Below are 20,819 nucleotides of genomic sequence, written 5' to 3'. Positions count from 1 at the left end.
GCCGGCTCAGCGCCAGCGCGGACCGGGCTCATAATAGCGCTGCAGGTTGTAGGGCTGGTAGCCATAGGCACCGGCCGGCAGGGCCGGACGGAGCAGGATCTGCTCGCGGGCGGCATCCCAGCTAGGGGCCTTGCGCTGCTGCGCGAGCGTCGCGGTCGGCTTGGTCTTGGCCTTGGCGACCGTGACCTTGGTGCCGCCAGACGCCTTGGCGAATTGCGAGACATTGTCTGGCACCGCACCGTTCAATGCGATCCGGGTCTGGCCGGCGCCGTGCTTCTTGACCAGCGCGAACAGCTTGGCGGCATGGGCTGGGTGCAGGCGGATGCAGCCATGCGATGCCGGGCGCCCGAGCGCGCCGACGGCGGTCGTGCCGTGGATGGCATAGCCGCCGCGGAAGAACACGGCATGAGGCATCGCTCCGCCATATTTCCGCGAATACCAGCTCTTCTCCAGCCGGGTCGGGCGATAGACGCCATTGGGAGAGCGAAAACCCTTGCGGCCGGACGAGATCGCCCAGTTATAGACCTCGCCGTCGGTCGTGGTGACCTGGATGCGCTGGGCGGCGATGTTGACCCGGACATCGACGCCGGCCTGAGCCGAGGCCACACCGGCGAGCGACAGGACAAGGGCGGCCAGCAGGCCGAACATGCGACGCATCACACCACTCCGCAAAGACGCTACTGTTGAACGATGTGGCGTTGTCAGGCCCGGAGCCGCCGCCATTCCCTTCAGGAAACGCCTCCCGCGAGCCCTTGTAAAGCGCCAAGGCGAAATGTGGTTTCCGCGCAGGGGAAGGACATCGACCTGCCCGGTCGCAGTGCGCCCATGGCGGCCCTGCGTGGCCAGGCTTTGCCGACCGCCTCGCACGGTGTAGCAGCGGAACGAAGCTCCTCCTCCCTAGCAGCGCGGCTCCGCAGACATGCTCGATACTCTCCTGCCGGCCGGCGTCGCGCCGACCATCGCCGTGCTGCTGATCGCCTTCAGCTTCCTGACCTCGGCCTTCACAGCCGCATTCGGCATCGGTGGCGGGATGGCCATGCTCGGTGCGCTCGCCGGCACTGTGCCGCCCTCGGTCATCATCGCCGTGCACGGGCTCGTACAGCTCGGCTCCAACATCGGGCGGACCTTCGTTCAGCGAGCCCACGCCATCTGGCCGCTGGTCGCACGCTTCACGGCAGGTTCCGTCGTCGGCGTGCTGATCGGGGCCTTCCTCGTGGTGGAACTGCCGGAGCGCGTCTTGCTCGGCCTGCTCGGGGCTTTCATCCTGGCGATGACCTGGCTGCCGAAGCCGCGCATTCCCGGTCTTGCCTCGAGTGGCCTCGTCATCGGCGGCGGCCTTTCGACGATCATCACCATGTTCGTCGGCGCCACTGGCCCCTTCGTCCAGGCTCTCCTGCTGCCGCTCAAGCTCGAGAAGCGCCAGCTCATCGCAACGCATGCCGCCTGCACGACGATCCAGCACCTGCTCAAGGTCATCGCCTTCGGCGCACTCGGCTTCGCCTTCGCCGACTGGCTGCCGCTGATCGTCGCGATGATCATCTCGGGATTCGCCGGGACGATGCTGGGAACGAAATTGCTGGAAAAACTGCCCGAGCGCTGGTTCCAGGTCGCGATCAAGGCGATCCTGACGATCGTCGGGATCGACCTGCTGCGGCGGGCGGCGGGCTACTGAACCCACCGCCCCCCTTCAGCCGCGCCTCACTTCACGAACTGGTTGTAGATCCCGGCAAACTCGCCGCTCGCCTTGGCGAGGTGCAGCCACTGGTCGACGAAGGCCTTGAAGGTCGCGTCGCCGCGCGGGAGCATGTAACCCATCTCGCCATATTGCAGCGGCTCGTCGGGATTGACGGCGCAAAGGCCGGGCCTGGCCTTTTCCTGGACCTTGGTCTCGATCGATTCCGAGATCATCAGGTCGGCACGGCCGGCCAGGATCTCGTCGAAGATCGTCACGTTGTCGGGATAGACGCGGATGTCGGCCTTCTTGAAGTTGGCCCGGACGAAGCGCTCGTTGGTTCCGCCGGGATTGACCACGACACGGGTCTCCGGCTTGTCGATGTCGGCCACCGTCTGGAACTTCGACTTGTCGGCACAGCGCACGATCGGCGCCTTGCCGTTGACCAGGTAGGGCGCGGAGAAGAACACCTTCTTCTGGCGATCGAGCGTCACGGAGATGCCGCCCATGGCGACGTCGCATTTGCCTGAACCCATATCGGTCAGGAGGTCGGACCATTTGGTCTGGACGAATTTCGCCTCGACGCCGAGCGCCTTGGCGAGCGACTTCGCCAGCTCGATGTCGATGCCCTCATAGCTGCCGTCCTTCGCCAGGGTGAAGGGCTTGTAGTCGCCGGTCGTGCAGACCTGCAGGGCGCCGCGGGCTGGAATGGCATCGAGCGCGCTCTGCGGCGCCTGCGCCAGAACGGCGTGGGAAAGACCCGCGAAAAGCATGGTCGCGCCGGCGCGCAGCAGCAGGGACTTGGTGGCGCGGAGAGGGGAGAGGATCGACATGGCGGCCTCGGGTTCTGACGGGAGAGCCGGCAGCAAAGCAAGGAATGCGCCTTCCGGCAACGGCGGCGGCCACACATTCCGCTTTTGCCGGCAATGCTCTAAGAGTGGCCGCGCCTTCCGCCCGACAAACCCGATCGATCCCTCGCCATGACCCTGAAGACCCGCATCATCCCCTGCCTCGACGTCAAGGACGGCCGCGTCGTCAAGGGCGTCAAGTTCCTCGACCTCGTCGATGCCGGCGATCCGGTCGAGGCGGCCAAGGCCTATGACGCCGCGGGCGCCGACGAACTCTGCTTCCTCGACATCACGGCGAGCCACGAAGATCGCGGCATCCTGCTCGACGTCGTCACCCGCACGGCCGAGGCCTGCTTCATGCCGCTGACGGTCGGTGGCGGCGTGCGCAAGGTCGAGGACATCCGGGCGTTGCTGCTGGCGGGAGCCGACAAGGTCTCGATCAACACCGCCGCAGTGACCAACCGGCAGTTTGTCAAGGAAGCCGCCGAGAAGTTCGGCGACCAGTGCATCGTCGTCGCCATCGACGCGAAGCAGGTGACGCCCGGGCGCTGGGAGATCTTCACCCATGGCGGCCGCAACGCCACCGGGCTCGAGGCCGTCGCCTTCGCGCGCGAGGTCGTCTCGCTGGGCGCCGGCGAACTCCTCGTCACCTCGATGGACCGCGACGGCACCAAGGTCGGCTACGATCTCGGCCTGACGGCGGCGATCGCGGATGCCGTCACGGTGCCCGTGATCGCGTCAGGCGGCGTCGGCGATCTCGACGATCTGGTCAATGGCGTGAAGCAGGGCCACGCCTCGGCCGTGCTCGCCGCCTCGATCTTCCATTTCGGGACCTACACGATCGGGCAGGCCAAGGCGCATATGGCGCAGGCCGGTCTCGCGATGCGGCTGGATTGACCGATATGACCACCTTCACCCTGTCCGATCTCGAAGCGCGCATCGCCGAGCGCGCCGCCGCCTCGCCCGATGAATCCTGGACGGCGAAGCTTCTCGCCGCCGGGCCCGAGCGCTGCGCCAAGAAGTTCGGCGAGGAGGCGGTCGAGGCCGTGATTGCCGCAGTAAAGGGCGATCGCGACGAGTTGATCGCCGAGAGTGCGGACGTGCTCTATCATCTCTTGGTTGTACTTAAGGCGCGAAATGTTGCATTGCAGGACGTCTTGAGCCAGCTTGAGGCTCGCACCGTGCGCTCCGGTCTGGCGGAGAAGGCCGCACGGCCCACTTGAGATCGAGGCTAGTCCTGCGTTGAACCTCGAAGCCTGGAATGCGGGTCGCTTCATGGACAAGCGTGTCATCCCCGCCCCACATCACCCCGAGCTCGGCTCACCCTATCGCACGTTCTCGCGCGACGAGTGGGCGCATCTGCGCGCCGATACGCCGCTGACGCTGTCGGTCGACGACCTGACCAGGCTGCAATCGATCAACGACCCGATCTCGCTCGACGAGATCGTGGCGATCTACCTGCCGCTGTCGCGCCTGCTCTCGCTCTATGTCGCGGCGACGCAAGGGCTGTTCAAGGCGACGCAGCGCTTCCTGCTGGCCGAGGCCGAGGTCAAGGTACCCTACATCATCGGCGTCGCGGGCTCCGTTGCGGTGGGCAAGTCGACCACGGCGCGCGTCCTGCAGGCACTGCTCTCGCGCTGGCCGAACACGCCCAAGGTCGAGCTCGTCACCACCGACGGCTTCCTCCTGCCCAATGCGGAGCTCGAGCGCCGCGGGCTGATGCAGCGCAAGGGCTTTCCCGAGAGCTATGACGGCGCGGCGATCCTGCGCTTCCTCTCCGACGTCAAGGCGGGCAAGCCGCAGGTGACGGCACCGGTCTACTCCCACCTCGTCTACGACGTGGTGCCGGGCGAGACCGTGACGGTCGAACGGCCGGACATCCTGATCCTCGAAGGGCTGAACGTGCTCCAGCCGAGTCGCATGCCCAAGGACGGAACGGTTATCCCCTTCGTCTCGGACTATTTCGACTTCTCGGTCTATCTCGATGCCGACGAGAACGACCTGCATCGCTGGTACGTCAACCGTTTCATGACGTTGCGCCAGACGGCCTTCCGCGATCCGCGATCCTTCTTCCGGAAATATGCCGAGATCGGCGAGGAGGAGGCGCTCTCGATCGCGCAGAGCCTCTGGACCGGCATCAACCTCCCGAACCTGCAAGAGAACATCCTGCCAACGCGCCAGCGCGCCAGCCTGATCCTGACCAAGGGCGCGAGCCATCGCATCCAGCAGGTCGCGCTGCGCCGGCTCTGACGGCATGGCGCCGGCACACCGGCTCGCGCCGCTCAGCCCCGTGTCCTGATGGAGGCGTTCTGGTCGCTCGCCGGCATGGCGGGCGCAGCCTTCGTCGCGGCGACGCTGCTGCCGGCCCAGTCCGAGGCCGTCTTCGTCGGATTGCTGGCCGCGCGCACGGTCGATCCGCTGCTGCTGTTCCTGGTCGCGAGCCTCGCCAATACGGCGGGGTCGGCGGTGAACTGGTGGGTGGGGCGGCTGATCGCGCAGCATGGCGTCGAGAGGTTGCCGCAGCGCCTGCGGCCCGATCCGCAGCGTCTCGACCAGGCGCAGGGCTGGTTCGCCCGTTTCGGCTGGCCATCCCTGCTCTTCGCCTGGCTGCCGATCGCAGGCGATCCGCTCACCTTCGTCGCCGGCACGCTGAACTATCCGCTCGGACGCTTCATTGTGCTGGTGTTCATCGGCAAGGCCGCACGTTACGCGGCGCTCTGGGCCGGCTGGACGGCGATGGCCTGACCCACCGTCTTTGCGTTTGCGAATGGCTGCGGCACGGGCTACCAGCTAGCGCCCCTTTTTTGGAGATTTGATCATGAGCATTCAGCGCATCGGAGTGGGTCCGCGCATGTCCAAGGCCGTGGTTCACGGCGACACCGTCTACCTGGCCGGTCAGGTCGCCGACAAGGCCGCGGGCAAGAGCGTCGCCGAGCAGACGGCCGACATCCTCGGCATCATCGACGGCCTGCTGGCCGAGGCCGGCACCGACAAATCCAAGCTGCTGATGGTCAACATCTGGCTGTCCGACATGTCGACCTTCGCCGAGATGAACGGCGTCTGGGACAAGTGGATCGTCGCCGGCCAGACGCCGGGCCGCGCCACGGTCGAGGCCAAGCTCGCCGCTCCGCAGTTCACGGTCGAGATCGCGGTCATCGCCGCCAAGTGAGCGGCGCGCAGTGTGTCGCGCGGGCGTGACACACTGCAAATCTTACCGGGCCGGGTGGATCGCCCGGCCAGGTGATTTTCATCCGGCCTACGCATACGAATTGTCGACCCGGCGGGGCAGGGAAACGGTCATCTCGTGAACAAGCCGAATGATATCGCGACTCTCGTCGCGCGTGTCGCAGGGCGCCACGGCCTGCCGCCCGTCGCTCTGGCGGCCATGATCGCCGATTGGCTGCGCCGTTCCGGCTCGGCCGAGCCAGACGAGGCCTTGCTCGACCGCAAATCGGCGGATCTCCTCGTCCTGACCCGGCGTCTTGCGATGCCATTCGACGATGCGACGATCCGCGGACTTCGCGGCACGGCAGCTGTCGCGCTCGCAGAGGGCCGTCTTGCCGACGGCGACAAGGCCCTCGCCCAGGCCGAGCTGCACGCGATCGGCGGATCCACCGACCTCGCCGCCCTGCCGCTCGAGCGGCGGCTGCTGATCGGCGAGAATCGTGCCGACCGGGCCGCGCTCAGCTTCCTGCGTACGACGCCGGACGCCTATCACGAGTCCGCCGCCCGCTATGGCGAGGCATCCGCCCTGATCGGCCTCGCCGATATCGATCGCAGTCGCGCGGCTGCCCTCGAGCAGGCGAAGGCGCTGGCGCGTGTCAGCGAGGATTTCGGCGGGCGCGAGGGCTATGACACCGCTGTGGCCGCGCTGCGCCGCCTGATCCAGGGGCTCGACAGCCTGGAGGACACCGTCGCCTTCGCAGCAGCCCAGGAGACGCTGGCCGCGACGCTCGAAGGCCTTGCCGACCTCAGTGGCGAGACCGCACTGCTCGGGACGGCCCTCGCCCATTGCCGGGATGGCCTGGAGGATTTGCGCAGCGAAGAGGCGCCGGCGCTGTGGCGAACGCTGACGCTGCGCTTCGGCCGCCTCGCCGTGACGCTCGGTGTCGCCCAGAAGGACGACGAGCTGCTCGAGGAAGCGATCGCCGCCCATGCGAAGGTCCTCGCGGTCTGGGATCGCCGCGACGACGAATCGCGGTGGCTCCAGGCCGAGCACATGATTTCCCGCGCCCGGGCCACCCTTGGCCGGCACCGCAGCGATCTGTCCCTGCTGGAACGCGCCTTCAACGGCATCAACCGGGTTGCCCAGGCCACCGACCGTGCCCGCCAACCGCTGCGCTGGGCCGAGCTTCAGGACCAGATGGGCAGCGTGCTGGCGAGCATGGGCGAGCGCTACAGCGAACCCGTCGTGCTCGAGGAGGCGATCGCCCATTTCGACGCCGCGTTGGAGGAGCGCCGCGCCGAGAGGGCGCCCCTGCTGCGGGCGCGGACGCTCGCCAACCAGGCCGAGACGATGCTTCAGCTCGCGCGGCGCACACGGGACAGGGAGCTCGCGCAGCGGGCCCTGGCCCAGTTGATGTCGGCGATGGAGATCGCTCGCCAGTCACCCGATGGCGGCGCTACCGCGGCCGACCTGCAGGAGCGGCTCGTCGCCGCCGGTGCGGTGGCGACCCAACTGATCGGCGGCTCGCCGGCGCGCTGACCGTTCAGCGCGGGCGACGGCTCGCCAGGCGCTCCAGCGCCGCATCGAGCGTCACGTCGCGCTTGGCGAAGCAGAAGCGGACCACGTTCCTGACCGCGCCCTCGGCGTAGAAGGCACTGACAGGGATGGCCGCGACCCCGCTTTCCATCACAAGCCGCTTGCAGAAATCGACGTCATCGCTCTCGCCAAGCGGGGCGATGTCGACATTGAGGAAATAGGTCCCGACGCTCGGCAGCACGCTGAAGCCGAGGCCGGTGAGCCCATCGGTGAAGCGGTCGCGCGAACGCTGGAAATCCGCCCGCATCCCCTCGAAATAGCTGTCGTCCTTGCCCAGCCCGTAGGCGACCGCCGCCTGCAGGTTCGGAGGGGTGGTGAAAGTGATATACTGGTGCGCCTTGGCCAGCACCTTCATCAGCGGCGGCGCAGCCATCACCAGCCCGACCTTCCAGCCGGTCAGCGAAAAGATCTTGCCGGCCGAGGAAATCTTGACGGTACGCTCGCGCATGTCGGGGCGCCCCAGCACCGGGACATGGCGGTGCCCGTCGAAGACGACATGCTCCCAGACCTCGTCGCAGATCGCCACGGCGTCGTGGCGGACACAGAAATCGGCGAGGAGGTCGAGATCAGCCTGGCTGAAGATCGTCGCGGTCGGGTTGAGCGGGTTGTTGAACAGCACCACCCGGGTCTTCGGCGAAAAAGCCTGCGCCAGGGCGGCCTCGGTCAGCCCGAAATGCGGCGGCGTCAGCGTCACGAATTTCGGGATGCCGCCGGCGCGGCGCACGAGCGGGACATAGGCGTCGTACATCGGCTCGAACAGCACGACCTCGTCGCCGGGCGAAACCAGCGCCATGAGCGCGCCCGCGATCGCCTCGGTCGCGCCCGAGGTCACCATGATCTCGCTGTCGGGATCGAGGTCCAGGCCCTGCCAGCGCTTGTAATGCGTCGCCGTGGCCTGGCGAAGCTCGGGAAGGCCCATCATCGGGGGATACTGGTTCCAGCCATTCACGACCGCATCCGCGGCCTTCTGGCGGACGTCGAGCGGCCCGGGATCATCAGGGAAACCCTGCCCCAGATTGACGGCGCCGGTCTCGCGCGCGAGCTGGGACATCACTTCGAAGACGCTGGTCGAAAGGGCAGAGAAGATCGGGTTCATCGAAGTCGGTCGCCTGCGGCACGAAAACAGGCGGCGCGTTTAGCATGGCAAGCCGCTGGACGCACGCGATCGGCATTTGCCGCCTGCGCTTGAAACGACCGGTCAAATACGAACTGATGATTATTGACATTCATCACTGATCAGTATTTAGTGAGTCGGCCGGTTCACGACGGGCGCCTGCTGCGACTTCGCCCCTTTGGCGTAGCGGGATTTGGCGTGAACCGGTGACCCTCCCCTTTTTGATCCCCCTGCGGTCGCCGATCCGGCGCGTTGCCTGGTTGCTCGCGGCATGACGCGCGCATAAGCAGGCGCATGGCCTCATCCCGCACCCCCGCCGTCATGATCCTCGGCACCGGCTCCAATGTCGGCAAGTCGCTGATCGTCGCGGGGCTGTGCCGGCTCTTCGCCGATCGCGGGCTGAAGGTCAGACCGTTCAAGCCTCAGAACATGTCTAACAACGCCGCGGCCACGGCCGCCGGCGAGATCGGCCGGGCACAGGCGCTGCAGGCGCGCGCCGCCCGCGTCGCACCGCATGTCGACATGAACCCGGTGTTGCTGAAGCCCGAAAGCGAATCCGGCAGCCAGATCATCCTGCAGGGCCGGGTCGCCGGGCATCTCGCCTCGGGCGATTTCGCGAGGCGCGGCGACTTCCTGCCCAAGGTTCTGGAAAGCTTCGAGCGGCTCGCGGCCGATGCCGATCTCGTGTTGGTCGAAGGTGCGGGCTCGCCGGCCGAGACCAATCTGCGGGCCCGCGACATCGCCAATCTCGGCTTCGCCCGCGCCGCCGGCGTTCCGGCGATCCTGGTCGGCGACATCGACCGGGGCGGCGTCATCGCCAGCCTCGTCGGCAGCCACGCCGTGCTCGACGAGGCCGACCGCGCCATGATCCGCGCCTTCGCCGTCAATCGCTTCCGGGGCGAGGTCGCGCTGTTCCGCGACGGAGTCGAGACCATCCGCCAGGCGACCGGCTGGCCCTGCCTCGGCGTCGTGCCCTGGTTCGCCGATGCCATGCGCCTCCCGGCCGAAGACGGACTCGACATCCGCTCGGGCCGGAAGCCCGGCGCGCGCCTGAAGATCGCGGTTCCGGTCCTGCCCGGCATCGCCAATTTCGACGATCTCGATCCGCTAAAGCTGGAAGACGAGGTTGACCTCGCGATGGTGAGGCCGGGGCAGCCGCTGCCGGGTGATGCCGATCTCATCATCCTGGCCGGCTCGAAGACGACCCTGCGCGATCTCGCCGCCTTGCGCGCACAAGGCTGGGACATCGACATCCTCGCCCATCGCCGGCGTGGCGGCCATATCCTCGGACTCTGCGGCGGGTATCAGATCCTCGGTCGTGTGGTGCGCGATCCGCTCGGGCTGGAAGGCCCGGCCGGCGAGGCGCCCGGCCTCGGGCTCCTCGACGTCGAGACCGTGCTCGAGGGAACCAAGACGGTCCGCGAAGTCGATTTCGTCCATGCGCAGAGCGCCGCGACGGGCCGCGCCTACGAGATCCATCTCGGCCGAACCGAGGGCGCCGATACGGCGCGCGCGCCATTCAGGGTCAGCGACCGGGCGGAGGGCGCCGCGAGCTCCGACGGCCGCGTCCTCGGCAGCTATCTGCACGGTGTCTTCTCGGCCGATGCCGTGCGGGCTGCCTGCCTCGGTGCTGTCGCGGGGAGTCTTCTGGTTTCGAGCCTGTCCTATGAGGACGAGGTGGAGGCGACGCTGGATCGGCTCGCCGCGCATCTGCATGCCCATCTCGACATCGACGCGATCCTGGCCATCGCAAGCAAGCGCCCGGCACATGGCTGACCTACCGCTGGCAGCGGAACAGGGCCGCCATGCCAGCGTTGAACGAGCTCTAGGCGTAGCGTCGAGCTGATCCAGATCAATGCATGTCGGGAAATGTCAGGGCACCGTGACGAAACGCCTTATTCGCCATGATGTTGACGAATGACGAAATTCGTCATAGCGATCAATTCCCGCCGACAGCTACAGGCCCAACGAAACAGGCAGAAGCCGTGAGTCTTCCCGAGCGCGACACGAGGCAAAGTATCGTCGATACCGCCGAGCGCTTCTTCCGCGACATCGGCTACCAGAAGACGACTGTCGCCGACATCGCCAAGGCGCTGCGCATGAGCCCGGCGAATGTCTATCGCTTCTTCGATTCCAAGAAGTCGATCAACGAGGCGGTTCTCGCCCGGTTCAAGGGCGAGCTCGAGGAAAAGCTGTCGCTCATCATCGCGGAACCGCGCTCGGCCGGAAGCCGGCTGCGCGAAATGCTGCTGACCTCCCACCGGATCAATCAGGCCCGCTTCGCCGACCAGCAGCGCATGCAGGAGATGGTCTGTGCCGCGATGGAGGAGAGCTGGGACGCGATCCTCGGCCATATCGAGCGCCTCGACGCCCTGCTCGGCGGTGTCGTGGCCGAGGGCATCGCCAATGGCGAGTTCCGCGACGTCGACCCGATCGCCGCCACGCGATGCATCCGCACCGCGATGATCCGCTTCCAGCACCCGCTGCTGATGGCTCAATGCGAACGGATTCCCGGCCCCTCCGCCGAGGCGATGATCGAGTTCATCATGGTCGCGCTGGAGCGGCCGAAGCCCGGCAGCTGACCGGGAGCAAGTGGGCCCGCTCCGCCGGCCGCGTTGACAAGCCGCCGAGGGAGCAGGATACCGCGCCTGTCATGGCCATTCTCCCCAAGCAGAACGTCAAGAAGCTCGCCGTCGTCCTCCACGATCTCGTGGTCACGGCGCTTGCGATCTGTCTTGTCTTCGTCGTGCGGTTCGAGGGCGGGCAGCTCGACGAGCATCTGCGTTACCTGCCCCGCTTCCTGCCGTTCTTCGTAGCCTATGCCGGGCTGGTCTACTGGTACTTCTCGCTCTACCGCTCGAAATGGCGCTTTGCCTCGCTGCCGGACCTGTCGAACATCGTCAAAGCCGTCTCGCTCCTGACGCTGACGCTGCTTGTCGTGGATTATGTGCTGGTGGCGCCGAATTTCTACGGCGCCTTCTATTTCGGCAAGATCACCATCGCGCTCTACTGGCTCGTGCAGGTTGCGCTGCTGGGCGGCCCCCGCCTCGCCTATCGCTATTTCAAGTTCGCCCGCTCCCGTCGCCACGCGGCACGGGAGGCGGCGCTGCCCGCCCTGCTGCTGGGGCGCGGCCTTGAGGTCGAGATGGTGATTCGCGCCATGGAGTCCGGCACCATGCGTCGGCTGCGGCCCACCGGCATCCTGTCGCCGCGCGCCGATGATCTCGGCCAGTCGATCCGGGGCGTGCCGGTGCTCGGCCTGCTCTCGGAGATCGAGCAGATCGCCAATGACGCGGCGGATCGCGGCGAGGGCTTTCGCCGCATCGTAGCGACACCGAGCGCGCTGCTGCCTGAGGCCCAGCCCGACCGGTGGCTCGCCCGCACGCGCAAGCTCTCCCTGCCGATCCTGCGCATCGAAACGCTCGGGGAAGGCGTCCGCGACACCGAGCTCGCGCCGCTGGAGATCGAGGACCTGCTGGTGCGCTCCACTGTCCGGATCGACCGCGACCGCCTCGGCACCTTCCTGAAGGGCAAGCGGGTGATCGTCACCGGCGGCGGCGGTTCGATCGGATCGGAGATCTGCCTGCGCTGTGCCGCCTTCGGCGCGGCCGAACTCCTGATTGTCGAGAGTTCCGAGCCCGCCCTGTTCCAGGTGACGGAGCAGCTCATCGCGCACGGCCACGACACGGTCGTTTCCGGCGCGCTGGCGGATGTGCGCGACCGGGCGCGGATCACGCCGCTGTTCACCGCCTTTGCACCGGACATCGTCATCCATGCCGCGGCGCTCAAGCATGTGCCCTATCTCGAGGCGGACTGGAGCGAAGGTGTCAAGACCAACATCTTCGGCTCGGTCAACGTGACCGATGCCGCAATCGCTGCCAACGCCAAGATCTTCGTGCTGATCTCGACCGACAAGGCGATCGAGCCGGTCTCGATGCTGGGCGCGACCAAGCGCTTCGCCGAGATGTACGCGCAGTCGCGCGATGCCGAATTCGTCGCCGCCGCAGCCGGCATGCGGCTGGTCGCCGTGCGCTTCGGCAACGTGCTGGGCTCGGTCGGATCGGTGGTGCCGAAGTTCAAGGCGCAGATTGCGCGCGGCGGGCCGCTGACCGTGACCAGCCCGGACATGATCCGCTACTTCATGACCATTCGGGAAGCCTGCGACCTCGTGCTGACGGCGGCCTCGCATGCCCGCCCGGATGGGCCCGAAGCCGAGCGCGCCGCCGTTTACGTCCTCAAGATGGGCCAGCCGGTCAGGATCATGGATCTGGCCGAGCGGATGATCCGGCTGGCGGGTTTCGAGCCGGGCGAGGACATCGAGATCGCGGTCTCGGGCGTCAGGCCGGGCGAGCGCCTCAACGAGATCCTGTTCGCCCGCGACGAGCCGATGGCCGAAACCGGCCTCGACGGCGTCATGGCCGCCAAGCCGGTCTTCGCCCAGCGCGCCCGCCTGCAGGCCTGGCTCTCACGGCTGGAGGCTGCGCTGAAGGCCGATGATCGCGCCGCCGCCGATGCCGTGCTGGACGAGGCGATCCCGGATTTCAGCCAGCGCCAGAAGACGCCGCCAGGCGCTCAAGAGCCGTCCGCGTCGTCAGCGGCGGCCGCCAACCTGCCCTGAGCAGCCCCTCGGGCAATGCCACGAGGCTGCCGCTCAGCTTGACGAAGGCGTCCTCATGCCCGACGAGACGCGCCGCCAGCCGCAACAGGCCGAGTGGCACGGCGACAAGCCCCGGGCCGCGCCCCATGCCTGCCCGCAACGCCGTCAGGATCGCCGCGACGCTGATCGGTTCCGGATCGGCGACGGTGAAGACCCGTCGGGCCGGACAGGCGGGCGTCAGCGCGAATTGCACCGCATCGGCGAGATTCTCGACCGCCAGCAGCGAGCGGGGCGCGATCAGCGCGCCCAGCGGCAGCGGTACCGGCAGTCGCGCGAGCTTCAGCAGCGCTGCCATGTTGGCCTTCACACCCGGCCCGTAGACCAGCACCGGTCGCAGCGCGACCCAGTCGAAATCGAGTCGAGCCAGCCCCTGCTCCGCGGCCAGCTTCGAGCGGCCATAGGCGTCGTCGGGGGCGGGGGCATCGTCCTCGCGCAAGGGCGGCCCGTCGAAGGCGCCGGACTGCGCCTTGATCGAGGAGATGCAGACAAAGCGCGACACGCCGGCGCGACGGGCCGCCTCAGCCAGATCCAGCGTCGCCCGCGTGTTGATCCGGCGATAGAGATCTTCGTCGAGGCCGGGGCCGGCGTGAGCCAGCCCGGCGAGGTGGACGACATGCTGGACGCCCTCGAGCGCAGCGCTCCAATCGACCAGAGTGGCGAGGTCCCCGGTCACGACAGCCTCGGCACCTGCGGGCACCGGAGCAGCGCTGCGTTGCGCGACACGAATACGGTAGCCAGCCGCCTTCAGGGCGGCGACGACATGGGGCCCGATGAACCCGCCGGCGCCCGTCACGAGGACCCTTTCGCCGTTCATCGGCGCGCGGCCGGTCGCGAGAAACGGCGCAACAGCAGCCCGGTCAGGACAATCGCCGCGGCAAGGCAGCCTCCCTGCGCGGTCGGAACCGGCAGAAGCACGCTAACGGCCGCCAGCACGACCAGCGCAAGATTGAGCAGCGCGACCTGTGTGACGACGGCGAGGGCGCTGTAACCGTTCGTCGTCGCCTGCTGGTAGAAATGCGAGCGGTGGGCTTCCCAGACCTTCTCGCGGCGCGCCAGCCGGCGCAGCAGCGTGATCGTGGCATCGGCGACATGGTAGAGCGGCAGGATCAACGCCGCCACGAGCGCACCCATGCCCGCGAGCCGGTACAGCAGATAGGCGGTGAGGAGCCCGATCGGCAAGGAGCCGACATCGCCGAGGAAGAGCCGCGCGACCGGCTTGTTGAACGGTGCGAACCCGATCAACCCGCCGCACAGCGCCGCCGCCAGCCAGCCTGTCGCCGGGTCGATCAGCCCGAAGACGCCGGCGAGCGCCAAGGCGCCGGCGAGCGGCACGACGCCCGCGACCGTGATCCAGTCGATGCCATCCATGAAGTTCGTCAGGTTGACGAACCAGATCCCGGCGAGCAGAGCGAGGCAGCGCTCGACGGCGAGCGGCATCTGATCCGGAAACAGCCGCGCGTCTGGCGCGGCGTAAACGATGACGACCGCGACGCAGAGCGCCTGGAGGCCGAGCCGCAACCCAGCCGAGAGCGGCCGGATGTCGTCCCAGGCGCCCACCATGGCAAGCGCGAGGGCGGCCACGACGACGAAGGCGAGGCCGGATGTGCCGATGGACGGCGGCGCGACCTGCAATGCCAGCCCCAGCGCCAGGAACGCACCCGCCAGCACAGCAATGCCGCCACCCTGCGGCGTCGGCACGCGATGGCTCGAGCGGGCATTGGGGCGCGCCAGCGCATAGCGCACCAGCAACGGCCGCAGCAGCACGCAGAGCCCTGCCGAGACGGCAGCCGCAACGAGCAGGATCAGGACAGGCGTAGCAAGACGTTCCAAAGTGAGGTCACCACTGCAGCATCGCGCCTTCCCTAGAGCATGAACTCCGAAAGCGGGAGCCGTTTTCCGGCGCCTGCCGCGCTCCACCCTTGCCTTGACCAGCACAAAGAGGGAACATGAGTGGATGCGGCTTCCGGATTCCGTCCTCAACCCGCCGCCGACGCGGCCCGACATCACCCGCTCCGTCTGCCGAGGGGCCGGCCGGCATCTGCGCGAGCGCGGCTATGCGATCGTCAAGGAGATGACCTTCGCCAATGGCCGGCGCGGCGACATCGTCGCGCTCGCCCCGTCCGGGGAATTGCTGGTGGTCGAGGTCAAGTCCGGGATCGAGGATTATCGCGTCGACGGCAAATGGCCGGATTACCGCGACTACTGCGATGGCTTCCTCTTCGCTGTCGCGCCCGAATTTCCCCAGGAGATCCTGCCCGAGGATGTCGGCCTGATCGTCGCCGACGCCTATGGCGGCGCGCTGATCCGGGAAGCGCCGCGGCACCCGCTGGCGCCGGCGCGGCGCAAGGCGCTGACGATCGCCTTCGCCAAGCTCGCCGCCGGCCGGCTGGCGCTGATCGAGGATCCCGGAGTCTAGGCCGATACCGCACCCTCCAATGCGGGAACCATCCGCGGTTCGGCTTCGTTGGCGCCCGGCGGGGCCGTCAGATCGACGGTCTCGACGAGGAAGTCGATGAAGGCGCGGACCCTGGCTGGCAGCTTGCCGCCATGGCCGACATAGACCGCATGGACCTCCTCGACATCGCCGGGGTTGAAGTCCTGCAGCACGGGCACGAGCCGCCCGGCCGCGATGTCGTGGCCGACATGGAAGAGAGAAAGCCGCGCCAGCCCCTGCCCGGCGAGGGCGAGCTGACGGGCGCTCTCGCCGTCGCCGACCGCGACCCGGCCATGCGCCGGCACCGAGAAGCGACGGCCATCGGCCCGGAACGGCCACTCGTCGCAATGGCGGGCGAAGTTGAAGGTGATCAGGTCGTGCCGCGCGAGGTCGTTCCAGTGCTCGAGCGCCGGCTTGCGTGCGAGATACTCCGGCGCAGCGACGATCGCCATCCCTGCCTCGCCGAGCTTGCGGGCGATCAGCTGCGAGGGCCGCATCGGCCCGACGCGGATCGCGATCTCGGCGCGCTCGTCCATTAGGTCGATGACCTCGTCAGTAATGGTGATGTCGAGTTGCACCTGCGGATGGCCCGCCATGAAACGAGGTGCCAGCGGCAGCAGGTAGAGCCGCCCGAACGGCACGTTCGAATTGACCCGCAGCCGCCCGCGTGGAGTCTGGCAGACCGCGACGGAGCGCTCGGCTTCGTCGAGATCGTTCAGCACCCGCAGTGCATGCTGGTGGAAGGTGGCGCCCTCTTCGGTGAGTTGGAGCTTGCGAGTCGATCGGACCATCAGCCGGACGCCAAGCCTCGACTCGAGCCGGGCCACGAGCTTGCTGATCGCGGATGGCGTCATCCGCAAGTCTCGAGCCGCCGACGAGAAGCCGCCAAGCTCGACGACGCGGACGAAGACCTCCATCTCGCCGGAACGGTTGATCTCGGGCCGAGGCATGATGACTTCACTTCACAATTGCAGGTCCTGGCGGCAATCTAATTCATAGGCGCGGCATGCGCCATCTTGCCGGCTCGTTCATTCCCCGGAGCCGGTCATGCCCATCGCTCTTTATGCCCTCACCGTCGGTGCCTTCGGCATCGGCGTCACTGAATTCGTCATCATGGGACTGCTGCTGCAGGTCTCCGCCGATCTCGGCGTCAGTATTCCCGTCGCCGGGCTGCTGATGTCGGGCTATGCGCTCGGCGTCTTCGTCGGCGCGCCGATCCTGACCATCGCGACGCGTTCCCTGCCGCGCAAGACGACCCTGCTCGTGCTGATGGCAATCTTCACGCTCGGCAACCTTGCCGCTGCGCTTGCGCCGAGCTTTGCGTGGCTGATGGCGGCGCGCATCGTCACGGCGCTGGCGCATGGCACCTTCTTCGGCGTCGGCGCCATGGTCGCGACCGGCCTCGTCGAGCCGGAACGCAAGGCCTCCGCCATTGCCCTGATGTTCACCGGGCTGACACTCGCGACCCTGCTCGGCGTTCCCTTCGGCTCCTGGCTCGGCCTCGCCTATGGCTGGCGTTCGACCTTCTGGGCCGTGGCGGGAATCGGCCTGCTGGCGCTCGCCATCCTGACGATCTTCGTGCCGGCGGCCCGCGAGCGCGTCGCGTCCGGTCCGCTTTCGGAAGAGTTCGAGGTCCTGGCCCGGCCGCAGGTGCTGCTCGGGCTCGCCATGACCGTGTTGGGCTTCGGTGGCATCTTCGCCGTCTTCACCTATATCCAGCCGCTGCTGGTCGAGCTCGCGGGCTTCAGCGAGGCGGCGGTCTCGCCGATCCTCCTGGTGTTCGGCGCCGGCCTCGTCGTCGGCAATCTGCTCGGCGGACGCCTGGCCGACCGCAGCCTGTCGCCCGCGCTCGTCGGAACGCTGATGTTCCTGACGCTCGCCCTGCTCGCAGCGACCTTCGCGTTCCATGACAAGATCGGCGCGATCGTGGGCGCCTTCGTGCTCGGTGCCGCCGCCTTCGCCACCGTCGCGCCGCTTCAGATGTGGGTGCTCCAGCAGGCCGGCGGTGCCGGCCAGGGCCTGGCCTCGAGCCTCAACATCGCCGCCTTCAACCTCGGCAACGCCTTCGGCGCCTGGCTCGGCGGCGTCGTGATCTCGCATGGACCGGGTCTCGCCGGCGTCGCCCCGGTCGCAGCCCTGGTGCCGCTGGCAGCGCTCGCGCTCGCCTGGATCGCTCTCACGCTCGACCGGCGCGCCACGCGCGTGCTGGCCGCCTGACCCCTTTCAATTCACTCTACAGGAGAACCACATGGATTATCGGCAACTCGGTGCGTCCGGCCTCAAGGTGCCCGCGCTCAGCTTCGGATGCGGCACATTCGGCGGCAAGGGCCCGCTCTTCGGCGCCTGGGGCGACACGGATGTCGCGCAGGCGAAGCGTCTGATCGACATCTGCCTCGAAGCCGGCCTCACCTTGTTCGACACGGCCGATGTCTATTCCGAAGGAGCCTCCGAGGCGATCCTCGGCGAGGCGCTGGAGGGGAGGCGCAATGCGGCGCTGATCTCGACCAAGCTCGGCCTGCCGATCGGCGAGGGCCCGCTCCAGGCTGGCACGTCGCGGCGACGGCTGATCGAGGGGGTCGAGGCTGCGCTGAAGCGCCTGCGCACGGATCGCATCGACCTGCTCCAGCTCCATGCCTTCGACGCGGGCACGCCGGTCGAGGAGGTCCTGAAGGCGCTGGACGACCTCGTGGGCGCCGGCAAGCTTCTGTATGTCGGCGCCTCGAACTTCTCCGGCTGGCAGATGATGAAATCGCTGGCCACATCCGAGCGCCATGGCTGGCCGCGCTATGTCGCGCATCAGGTCTATTACTCCCTGGTCGGCCGCGACTACGAATGGGAGCTGATGCCACTCGGCCTCGACCAGAAGGTCGGCGCGATGGTCTGGAGCCCGCTCGGCTGGGGCCGCCTGACCGGCAAGATCAGGCGCGGCGTCGCCCTGCCCGAAAAGAGCCGCCTGCATGACAGCGCCGCCTTCGGCCCGCCCGTCGATGACGAACGGCTCTACGCAATCGTCGACGTGCTCGACGCGCTCGCGGCGGAGACCGACAAAAGCGTGCCGCAGATCGCCCTGAACTGGCTGCTGGCGCGCCCGACCGTGTCGAGCGTCATCATCGGTGCGCGCAACGAGGAGCAGCTTCGCCAGAATCTCGGCGCGGTCGGCTGGAGCCTGACGGCCGAGCAGATCGCGAGGCTCGATGCCGCCAGCGCCACGACCCCGGCCTACCCGCATTATCCGTATTGGGGCGAGGGCGGCTTCCGCCAGATCAATCCGCCGCCGGTCTGATCAGCGCGGCGCGCGCTTCGCCAGGATGCGCTGAAGCGTGCGCCTGTGCATCCCGAGCCGGCGTGCCGTCTCGGATACATTGCGGTTGCAGAGCTCGTAGACGCGCTGGATATGCTCCCAGCGCACCCGGTCAGCCGACATCGGGTTCTCGGGCGGCTGCGGCCGGGAATCGCGGGTGGCGGCCAGCGCGGCATGGATCTCGTCGGCGTCGGCCGGCTTCGCCAGGAAATCGAAGGCACCGAGCTTCACCGCGCTGACGGCGGTGGCGATGTTGCCATAACCGGTGAGCACGATGCCTCGGGCATCGGGGCGGCGCTCCTTGAGACGGGCGATGACGTCAAGGCCATTGCCATCCCCGAGACGCAAATCGATCACGGCAAAGGCTGGTGCCTCCTCCTCGACCGCCGCGATCCCGGCGCTGACGCTCTCGGCGGTGCGCACGGAATAGCCGCGGCCCTCCATGGCGCGGGCCAGCCGGGTCAGGAACGGCTTGTCGTCGTCCACCAGCAGCAGCGTCATGTCCGGGGCGGCCAAATCCGCCACGGTTTCGCTCAGCGTCTCCTGCATCATCCTCTCCTGCCGCGGGCCCAGCCCGATCGGCACTTTAGCGCGGCTCCCACCGCGACGCACCCCTTACGCCGGCTCATCGGCCCACACCATGTGGGATCGACGGCTCCGCGTTTGTAGACCCGGCGGCAGGCAGGTCGGCCTCGAACACCTCGCGTGGCCAGGTCATCCGCACCGAAGCGCCGCTTCCCGGCGCCGGCAGGTTGGCGAACTCCATCACCGCGCCGCCGCGCTCGATCAGGGTCTTGGCGATGAAGAGCCCGAGCCCGAGCCCGCCGCCGGCGCGGCTCTCGCCCGCACCATGGGTGAGATAGGGATCGCCCGCCCGCAGCAGCACGTCGGGCGGGAAGCCCGGACCGTCATCGGCGATGGTGAGCGTGACGAGGCTCGCATTCCATTCCGCCGTGATCGTCACCGTCGACCGCGCGAAATCCACGGCGTTGTCGACGATGTTGCCAAGGCCGTAGATCATGCCCGGATTGCGCCGGCACACCGGCTCGGGCTTCTCGCCACTCATCACGATCTCGAAGGGCACGCCGAAGGGGCGCTGCGGCCCGGCGGCCTCCTCGATCAGCAGGCGCAGGGACAGCTGGTCGAGCGGCCCGGCATCGTCATCCTGCAGCGAGGCGAGCTTGCCGAGGATGCCGCGGCAGCGCTCGACCTGCTCACGCAGCAGCGCGATGTCCTCGGCCATCTCGCCCTCGGCCGGAGCAAGTCGCGACAATTCGCGGGCGACGAGCGCGATCGTGGCCAGCGGCGTGCCGAGTTCATGGGCCGCGGCGGCGGCCAGACCGTCGAGTTGCGAGAGATGCTGCTCGCGCGCGAGGACGAGTTCGGTGGCGGCGAGCGCATCGGAGAGGTCGCGCGCTTCCTTGGCGACCCGCCAAGCATAGATGCCGGTGAAGCCCAGGCCGAGAACGAGCGCGGCCCAGCTTCCGAGCTGGTAGTAGAACGGCAGCACCGGACGCTCCGGCCCGGCCCAGGGCAGCGGCAGGTGAACGAAGTTGAGCACCGTCGCCAACACGATCGCCAGCACGCCGAGCACGAATGTACGCTGCGGCGGCAGCGCCGTTGCCGAGATCATCACCGGGGCCAGGAACAGGATCGAGAACGGATTCTGCAAACCGCCCGTCAGGAAGAGCAGCGCCGCGAGCTGGACGATGTCGAAGGCGAGCAGGGCCGTCGCCGCACCCGCCTGAAGCCGATGGCTCAGCGGAAAGCGGATGCGCAACGCGATGTTCAGCCAGGACGAGACGGCGATCGCGGCGAAGCACCAGCCGAAGGGCAAAGGGAAGCCGAGCCCGAAATGCACGCCTGCGACGGCCAGGCTCTGGCCGGCGATGGCAAGCCAGCGCAGCCGCACGAGCGTATCGAGTCGCAGGTGGCGATTCGCGCGGCCCAGCGCGGGCGTCGCGACATCCGCGAAGCTCATGTTCGGCCCCGTCTCGTTGGCGCCGCAGGCATCATGCGAGGCATTCCCTG

General features: G+C 67.9%; 21 protein-coding genes. 13 read left to right on the top strand and 8 right to left on the bottom strand.

The genetic code is table 11. The annotated features are described in order from the left end of the window. Positions 1–6: 6 nt before the first annotated feature. On the bottom strand, positions 7–657 hold the full coding sequence (locus VGN82_RS07000; protein WP_327526277.1) for a L,D-transpeptidase: 651 nt from the start codon (positions 655–657) through the stop codon (positions 7–9). A gap of 262 nt (positions 658–919) precedes the next feature. On the opposite strand from VGN82_RS07000, the gene VGN82_RS06995 reads away from it, so the two are divergent. Then, entirely contained in the window at positions 920–1,672 is a 753-nt protein-coding gene (locus VGN82_RS06995) for a sulfite exporter TauE/SafE family protein (protein ID WP_327526276.1), read from the top strand. Positions 1,673–1,698: 26 nt separating this feature from the next. Here the strand turns inward: VGN82_RS06995 and VGN82_RS06990 are convergent, their stop codons facing one another. After that, positions 1,699–2,505, bottom strand: a complete 807-nt coding sequence (locus VGN82_RS06990; RefSeq protein ID WP_327526275.1) for a transporter substrate-binding domain-containing protein — start codon at positions 2,503–2,505, stop codon at positions 1,699–1,701. A 147-nt stretch (positions 2,506–2,652) separates the two neighbouring features. Between VGN82_RS06990 and hisF the strand changes: the two genes are divergently transcribed. The 6 genes from hisF to VGN82_RS06960 all read left to right on the top strand — a co-directional run bounded on the left by hisF (position 2,653) and on the right by VGN82_RS06960 (position 7,225). Further along, positions 2,653–3,417 (top strand): imidazole glycerol phosphate synthase subunit HisF, encoded by a 765-nt coding sequence (gene hisF / locus VGN82_RS06985; RefSeq protein ID WP_327526274.1) that lies wholly within the window; start codon positions 2,653–2,655, stop codon positions 3,415–3,417. Positions 3,418–3,422: 5 nt separating this feature from the next. Continuing rightward, complete coding sequence (locus VGN82_RS06980; RefSeq protein ID WP_327526273.1) at positions 3,423–3,743, top strand: phosphoribosyl-ATP diphosphatase; 321 nt, start codon at positions 3,423–3,425, stop codon at positions 3,741–3,743. Between the two features lie 52 nt (positions 3,744–3,795). Further along, a complete protein-coding gene (gene coaA / locus VGN82_RS06975; protein ID WP_327526272.1) occupies positions 3,796–4,770 on the top strand; it encodes a type I pantothenate kinase in 975 nt (324 codons plus the stop codon). 48 nt (positions 4,771–4,818) lie between these two features. Beyond that, positions 4,819–5,265, top strand: coding sequence for a YqaA family protein (locus tag VGN82_RS06970; protein WP_327526271.1), 447 nt, complete (start codon positions 4,819–4,821; stop codon positions 5,263–5,265). 73 nt (positions 5,266–5,338) lie between these two features. Beyond that, a complete protein-coding gene (locus VGN82_RS06965) occupies positions 5,339–5,689 on the top strand; it encodes a RidA family protein (protein ID WP_327526270.1) in 351 nt (116 codons plus the stop codon). A 135-nt stretch (positions 5,690–5,824) separates the two neighbouring features. Continuing rightward, entirely contained in the window at positions 5,825–7,225 is a 1,401-nt protein-coding gene (locus VGN82_RS06960; protein WP_327526269.1) for a hypothetical protein, read from the top strand. Between the two features lie 4 nt (positions 7,226–7,229). Here the strand turns inward: VGN82_RS06960 and VGN82_RS06955 are convergent, their stop codons facing one another. After that, a complete protein-coding gene (locus VGN82_RS06955; RefSeq protein ID WP_327526268.1) occupies positions 7,230–8,378 on the bottom strand; it encodes an aminotransferase in 1,149 nt (382 codons plus the stop codon). A gap of 312 nt (positions 8,379–8,690) precedes the next feature. Here VGN82_RS06955 and VGN82_RS06950 point away from each other — a divergent pair, with 312 nt between their 5' ends. From VGN82_RS06950 to VGN82_RS06940, 3 genes are all read left to right on the top strand, one after another. Continuing rightward, entirely contained in the window at positions 8,691–10,172 is a 1,482-nt protein-coding gene (locus VGN82_RS06950; protein WP_327526267.1) for a cobyric acid synthase, read from the top strand. Between the two features lie 209 nt (positions 10,173–10,381). After that, the gene (locus tag VGN82_RS06945; protein ID WP_327526266.1) at positions 10,382–10,978 is read left to right on the top strand and encodes a TetR/AcrR family transcriptional regulator; all 597 of its coding nucleotides are present in this window, start codon (positions 10,382–10,384) and stop codon (positions 10,976–10,978) included. Between the two features lie 71 nt (positions 10,979–11,049). After that, entirely contained in the window at positions 11,050–13,014 is a 1,965-nt protein-coding gene (locus tag VGN82_RS06940) for an SDR family NAD(P)-dependent oxidoreductase (protein ID WP_327526265.1), read from the top strand. Here VGN82_RS06940 and VGN82_RS06935 read toward each other — a convergent pair. Both VGN82_RS06935 and VGN82_RS06930 read right to left on the bottom strand, forming a co-directional pair. Beyond that, a complete protein-coding gene (locus VGN82_RS06935; RefSeq protein ID WP_327526264.1) occupies positions 12,938–13,867 on the bottom strand; it encodes an NAD-dependent epimerase/dehydratase family protein in 930 nt (309 codons plus the stop codon). The genes VGN82_RS06940 and VGN82_RS06935 overlap by 77 nt on opposite strands. Beyond that, positions 13,864–14,883, bottom strand: a complete 1,020-nt coding sequence (locus VGN82_RS06930; RefSeq protein ID WP_327526263.1) for an MraY family glycosyltransferase — start codon at positions 14,881–14,883, stop codon at positions 13,864–13,866. Before VGN82_RS06930 ends, VGN82_RS06935 begins: the two co-directional genes overlap by 4 nt. Positions 14,884–15,007: 124 nt before the next feature. On the opposite strand from VGN82_RS06930, the gene mmcB reads away from it, so the two are divergent. Further along, positions 15,008–15,469 (top strand): DNA repair putative endonuclease MmcB, encoded by a 462-nt coding sequence (gene mmcB, locus VGN82_RS06925; protein ID WP_327526262.1) that lies wholly within the window; start codon positions 15,008–15,010, stop codon positions 15,467–15,469. On the opposite strand, the gene VGN82_RS06920 is transcribed toward mmcB, so the two are convergent. Further along, on the bottom strand, positions 15,466–16,437 hold the full coding sequence (locus VGN82_RS06920) for a LysR family transcriptional regulator (RefSeq protein ID WP_327526261.1): 972 nt from the start codon (positions 16,435–16,437) through the stop codon (positions 15,466–15,468). The genes mmcB and VGN82_RS06920 overlap by 4 nt on opposite strands. 97 nt (positions 16,438–16,534) lie before the next feature. On the opposite strand from VGN82_RS06920, the gene VGN82_RS06915 reads away from it, so the two are divergent. Together VGN82_RS06915 and VGN82_RS06910 are read left to right on the top strand one after the other, a co-directional pair. Then, positions 16,535–17,704, top strand: coding sequence for an MFS transporter (locus VGN82_RS06915; protein WP_327526260.1), 1,170 nt, complete (start codon positions 16,535–16,537; stop codon positions 17,702–17,704). Positions 17,705–17,735: 31 nt separating this feature from the next. Further along, the gene (locus VGN82_RS06910; RefSeq protein WP_327526259.1) at positions 17,736–18,770 is read left to right on the top strand and encodes an aldo/keto reductase; all 1,035 of its coding nucleotides are present in this window, start codon (positions 17,736–17,738) and stop codon (positions 18,768–18,770) included. Here the strand turns inward: VGN82_RS06910 and VGN82_RS06905 are convergent, their stop codons facing one another. Both VGN82_RS06905 and VGN82_RS06900 read right to left on the bottom strand, forming a co-directional pair. Then, positions 18,771–19,337, bottom strand: a complete 567-nt coding sequence (locus VGN82_RS06905; protein WP_327526258.1) for an ActR/PrrA/RegA family redox response regulator transcription factor — start codon at positions 19,335–19,337, stop codon at positions 18,771–18,773. A gap of 76 nt (positions 19,338–19,413) precedes the next feature. Then, positions 19,414–20,769, bottom strand: coding sequence for an ActS/PrrB/RegB family redox-sensitive histidine kinase (locus VGN82_RS06900; protein WP_327526257.1), 1,356 nt, complete (start codon positions 20,767–20,769; stop codon positions 19,414–19,416). Positions 20,770–20,819 lie beyond the last annotated feature (50 nt).

Origin of the sequence: Allobosea sp. (genome assembly GCF_035999205.1) — a bacterium.
Classification (GTDB): Bacteria; Pseudomonadota; Alphaproteobacteria; order Rhizobiales; family Beijerinckiaceae; genus Allobosea.
This window is presented reverse-complemented; position numbering and strand designations above follow the sequence as displayed.

What these genes read in the sequence shown, in the direction of transcription:
- VGN82_RS07000 (WP_327526277.1), bottom strand. Translation starts at nt 657, where the DNA reads ATGCGTCGCATGTTCGGCCTGCTGGCCGCCCTTGTCCTGTCGCTCGCC.
- VGN82_RS06915 (WP_327526260.1), top strand. Translation starts at nt 16,535, where the DNA reads ATGCCCATCGCTCTTTATGCCCTCACCGTCGGTGCCTTCGGCATCGGC.
- VGN82_RS06900 (WP_327526257.1), bottom strand. Translation starts at nt 20,769, where the DNA reads ATGAGCTTCGCGGATGTCGCGACGCCCGCGCTGGGCCGCGCGAATCGC.
- VGN82_RS06995 (WP_327526276.1), top strand. Translation starts at nt 920, where the DNA reads ATGCTCGATACTCTCCTGCCGGCCGGCGTCGCGCCGACCATCGCCGTG.
- VGN82_RS06980 (WP_327526273.1), top strand. Translation starts at nt 3,423, where the DNA reads ATGACCACCTTCACCCTGTCCGATCTCGAAGCGCGCATCGCCGAGCGC.
- VGN82_RS06950 (WP_327526267.1), top strand. Translation starts at nt 8,691, where the DNA reads ATGGCCTCATCCCGCACCCCCGCCGTCATGATCCTCGGCACCGGCTCC.
- VGN82_RS06940 (WP_327526265.1), top strand. Translation starts at nt 11,050, where the DNA reads ATGGCCATTCTCCCCAAGCAGAACGTCAAGAAGCTCGCCGTCGTCCTC.
- VGN82_RS06970 (WP_327526271.1), top strand. Translation starts at nt 4,819, where the DNA reads ATGGAGGCGTTCTGGTCGCTCGCCGGCATGGCGGGCGCAGCCTTCGTC.
- VGN82_RS06920 (WP_327526261.1), bottom strand. Translation starts at nt 16,437, where the DNA reads ATGCCTCGGCCCGAGATCAACCGTTCCGGCGAGATGGAGGTCTTCGTC.
- mmcB (WP_327526262.1), top strand. Translation starts at nt 15,008, where the DNA reads ATGCGGCTTCCGGATTCCGTCCTCAACCCGCCGCCGACGCGGCCCGAC.
- VGN82_RS06990 (WP_327526275.1), bottom strand. Translation starts at nt 2,505, where the DNA reads ATGTCGATCCTCTCCCCTCTCCGCGCCACCAAGTCCCTGCTGCTGCGC.
- VGN82_RS06955 (WP_327526268.1), bottom strand. Translation starts at nt 8,378, where the DNA reads ATGAACCCGATCTTCTCTGCCCTTTCGACCAGCGTCTTCGAAGTGATG.
- VGN82_RS06905 (WP_327526258.1), bottom strand. Translation starts at nt 19,337, where the DNA reads ATGCAGGAGACGCTGAGCGAAACCGTGGCGGATTTGGCCGCCCCGGAC.
- VGN82_RS06910 (WP_327526259.1), top strand. Translation starts at nt 17,736, where the DNA reads ATGGATTATCGGCAACTCGGTGCGTCCGGCCTCAAGGTGCCCGCGCTC.
- VGN82_RS06965 (WP_327526270.1), top strand. Translation starts at nt 5,339, where the DNA reads ATGAGCATTCAGCGCATCGGAGTGGGTCCGCGCATGTCCAAGGCCGTG.
- coaA (WP_327526272.1), top strand. Translation starts at nt 3,796, where the DNA reads ATGGACAAGCGTGTCATCCCCGCCCCACATCACCCCGAGCTCGGCTCA.
- VGN82_RS06935 (WP_327526264.1), bottom strand. Translation starts at nt 13,867, where the DNA reads ATGAACGGCGAAAGGGTCCTCGTGACGGGCGCCGGCGGGTTCATCGGG.
- hisF (WP_327526274.1), top strand. Translation starts at nt 2,653, where the DNA reads ATGACCCTGAAGACCCGCATCATCCCCTGCCTCGACGTCAAGGACGGC.